We start from the raw sequence: 3794 nt of genomic DNA on the forward strand, positions 1-3794 counted from the left end.
ACGATCGTCAGCACGTTCAAATCCGACAGCGTCGGGGTGGCGCGGGCAGAACAGATCGGGGTGAGCAAGGTTACGAATGTCGGCCAGACGTCGCTGGAAAGCGTCGGAAAGTTCAAGAAGATTGCAGTCGGTGAAGAGTTCGTCATCGAATGCGGCGATTCCAAATTCATCATGAAGGCGAATGGCGAGGTCATCATTCTTGGCAAGACCTTCAACTTCGTGGCGACGGATCATTTTCAGCTTCGCGGCAAGCCGATCGATCTGAACTGACGGAGGCCGGGTCTTGGAACTTCAGAACCGCCTGCCGTTTCCCGCCATGGCTTTCCGTCAGTTCGATGCCGAAGGAGGGCTCGATTGTATCGTCTCCGTGCGTGCAACATTCACGCATGCTCAGGGCGGTTCGCTGGATGTCGCAGCCGAGCAGGAAAGTTTCCAGTGGGAGGATGCCTATGAGGGCGATCCGCACCAGACCGTCCTCCTGCGCCAAAGCGACCTTACCCCGGACAAGCCCGGCACGGATATAACCTTTCTCGGGAATGCGTGGTCTGCGAGTGGCGAGCCGGAGAAATCCTGGCGTGCCTCCATCCGTGTTGGTGGAATTTTCAAGGAAACCGAGGTTTTCGGCAAACGCTTCTGGCAACCTGTCGTTAAGGAGAAATGGGCAGGTTTTTCTGCCAGGGAAGCCAAACGTGTCATAGCGGATTGGAAACTGAGCGATCCTGAACCGACTAGAAACGTGGCCATATGCTGGCGCAACGCTTATGGCGGCGCGATCCCTGGCACAGGTGATGCGGGGACGGAAACACCGATTGACGTGGAGCGCCGAAACCCGCTTGGGTGCGGCATCGTCAATCTTGAGATGCCTGCCGACGCCGGGCCTGTTCCAGCTCCGCAGATCGCTGCCGTTGGTGAGCATTCCGATTGGCGGAGCACGCCGGAACCGCAGGGATTTGGACTCGTTTCGCCTTGGTGGCAGTTCCGTCAGCAATATTCCGGAACTTATGACGACGGTTGGCGGGAGGAGAGGCACCCCCTCTTGCCGCGTGATTTTGATGCACGCTTCTGGCAGGCGGCCCATCCTGATCTCATCGCGACGCCTCACCTCAAGGGTGACGAGAACTACGAGCTCGTTAATCTGAGTTCTCAGCATCCGGTCGCGAAAGGCTCGTTGCCTGGCCTTACCCTCGGTGTCCATTGCTCTCGCGAAGATCGCGACGAATGGCATGTGCTGAAGCTCGATGGCGTGCAATTCGACTGGCGCAATGACGGACGGGTGCTTCTGACCTGGCGCATCAGGTTTCCTCTTCCCGATGCCGGTGAAACAAAACTCACCCTGACGCGCGTTCGTCTGAAGTCGCCCGAAACCGAAGCGGCTTTAACCGAGAGGGAGACAGCATGAGCATCCCCCGCGACAATTATATCGGAGAGCCCCAATATCCCGGCACATGGACCACGGCGACACCGCGTGAGGGACTGCGTGACATCGATGAGGCGCGTATCGTCTCTTTGGCGCCTGATGTATGCCTGACACCGGTTGGCTCGTCGGTGGTGCCTATTCCCTATCCGGTCGTGGATTTTTGCGGCCATGATAAAAACTACACGCCGTCTGTTCGGTTCACCGGCAAAAAGGCAATGGTGATGCGTTCGTTTACGACACATGTGCACGGCGACGCGCCCGGTAACCGTAAGGGGGTAAAATCCGGCACGGTGGAAAGCATCTGCGAACCCATCGGGCACGCTGATCAGGTGCGTGCCGAAGGCTCGCATGTCATTCGCCACCTCGATCGTTTTTATATGAACAGCAGGAATACCCAGGGTGAGGCGATCTTCGTCCGCAGCACGCAGACCTATGATCCTCCCAAGGACGATGATCCGGTGCGGGGATCGCTCCGATGGCAGGACGGGTCGGACGAAGGCCGGGTTATGAGCGATGCGTCGCCCGAGCCGTTGATCATGGGTGCGCAGTATGCGCAGGCTCAGACCGCTACCATTCCTCAAAGCGGTGGTGTTGCAAGGCGTGGAACATATGGTCGGCCAACAACTACGGTTGACCCACGGCTGTTAAAAGGTCTTCGCTTCTGGTCGTCTGCCAGAGGAGCCGCCGAGATCATGGATATGGTCCAGCAAATCAGCGAGGATCGTGCGGTTCAGGATTCGGCGGGGCAACTCGGATTAAATCTGAGCGATCCGACCGACGTTCTGGTTGCAAGAGCCCACGCTTGGTCAAAATATCATATTGATGCTTCCCCGTTTTACTGGGACTTCCCCAATTCGCAGGTTGGTCGAGACGCAGCAACCAAGGCCATAACGTCCATGGAGGCTGCCGCGCCTGGAACCTTGGGCGAAGCGCTGCAAGGAGATAGAACGCAACTTGAAAAATTGCGCACAGCAATAAAAAACGCGGTCAGCGCGGCAACAGCAGCGGCATCAGTTCGTGTGTCCGGACAGCCCTGTGCCCGCGAGGCGCTAGGAGCTCCTGGCAAATATAGAGGGGGCGCTCATTTTGCGACGGCCCTCCCACTTGGCGACAATTTAGATAGCCATCATACTCCTGCTAACTCTGCCTCCTACTTGCCCACGTGGGCAGGTCCAGCCATTCAAATGCTTCCAGAAGACCATCGAGCTACACTCTCATATGGAAGAAAGGTAACAAGCCCCTATATTTCCACACAAGCTCGTTTGATAAACTCCGGTCAATTTATGAAAGCCATTAATATGGATATTCTCGATATCAAGCGTATCGCTATGTTACGTGGTGATCCGACACGCTACGACGCTGCCATAGCTCAGATGATGGCATATGCAGAGTGCCTTAAACGCGAAGGAATCATAAAGTGACAGACAAGTCGGGAGCGTGGGAAGTTTTACTGGGAGAAGGCATCGGTCCGCTGAGGCTTGGTACATCTAAAGAAGTGATTTCGAAAATGGAGGGATTTGCTGAACCCGAACTCGTGCAGGATGAGTCAGTGGCAATTTCGGACTTTGAGAAACTGCTAAACTCGATGGGGCCTGAGATGGGTCTCGATCCCGAGGAATTTAAAGAGATGATTGCGGCGATGCAGTCTGAAGCTGCGGCAGAGGTTCGGTGGATTCCCCAAACCAAAAGCCTGCCAGTTGTTTTTTTTCACGGAGATATCCTTATTCGTATCGTTTTGTCAGCTGAGTGCCGTCCAAAACTTGAAGGGCGAAATATTTTCGAGATGCCTGCCAAAGAATTTTATGAACTGGTGATTGCCAGGTCGCAATCCGTCTTCAGGAAACGTAATGAAATAGTCGCGCCCGACATCTCCATGCGCTTCACACTTCCCAAGAAGTCCGATTTCGAGGACGGAAGACCTATTGAACTGCTCGTTTTAGAGAAAAATAGGACGGAGGAGTTGATCGCTGACGGATATAAGCAATTGCCGATCTGAGGCACGAACTCTCCAGTGTCTTGGTCTTTGGACATCTAAAGGGCGGGCTGCTGGAACGAAACTTCGAGGGCTTGAGGCAGTAAGCGATGGATCTAGGTATCTGATCCGGGGACATAGAAAGTGTTAACGGGGGATGTATCAAAACAGAATGCGCAATACGCTAAAAGGGTGCATATAAAAAATTAAATGGACGACGACGATTTCGAAGAGTTGCACGGCAAATGGGAGCCGACACTCTGTCACGCCGCCATGGCCGACAACGACAGCCAGTGATCTGAACCCTTCAAACTGGACCGTTTTTGGTTAGAGTTTTCCGGTGCATTTTCCTGGCTGGGAAAGGAACGGAAGACGATGAAAGCATCACAGTTTTCGGACGCACAG

3 protein-coding genes and 1 pseudogene are annotated in these 3794 nt (G+C 54.6%); all 4 read left to right on the plus strand.

What is annotated here, in order from left to right:
* Nucleotides 1-270 (plus strand): annotated as a pseudogene (locus PIB16_RS26555) (type VI secretion system tip protein VgrG); the annotation flags it as partial.
* 13 nt (nucleotides 271-283) lie between these two features.
* Complete coding sequence (locus PIB16_RS26560) at nucleotides 284-1399, plus strand: DUF2169 family type VI secretion system accessory protein (protein ID WP_271046674.1); 1116 nt, start codon at nucleotides 284-286, stop codon at nucleotides 1397-1399.
* Nucleotides 1396-2838, plus strand: coding sequence for a DUF4150 domain-containing protein (locus PIB16_RS26565; RefSeq protein ID WP_233282696.1), 1443 nt, complete (start codon nucleotides 1396-1398; stop codon nucleotides 2836-2838). Before PIB16_RS26560 ends, PIB16_RS26565 begins: the two co-directional genes overlap by 4 nt.
* Nucleotides 2835-3413 carry a hypothetical protein gene (locus tag PIB16_RS26570; protein WP_125147047.1) on the plus strand — a complete coding sequence of 193 codons (579 nt, stop codon included), beginning with the start codon at nucleotides 2835-2837 and terminating at the stop codon, nucleotides 3411-3413. Before PIB16_RS26565 ends, PIB16_RS26570 begins: the two co-directional genes overlap by 4 nt.
* Nucleotides 3414-3794: the final 381 nt, after the last annotated feature.

It is taken from the genome of Agrobacterium sp. ST15.13.015, assembly GCF_027871645.1.
GTDB lineage: Bacteria > Pseudomonadota > Alphaproteobacteria > Rhizobiales > Rhizobiaceae > Agrobacterium > Agrobacterium leguminum.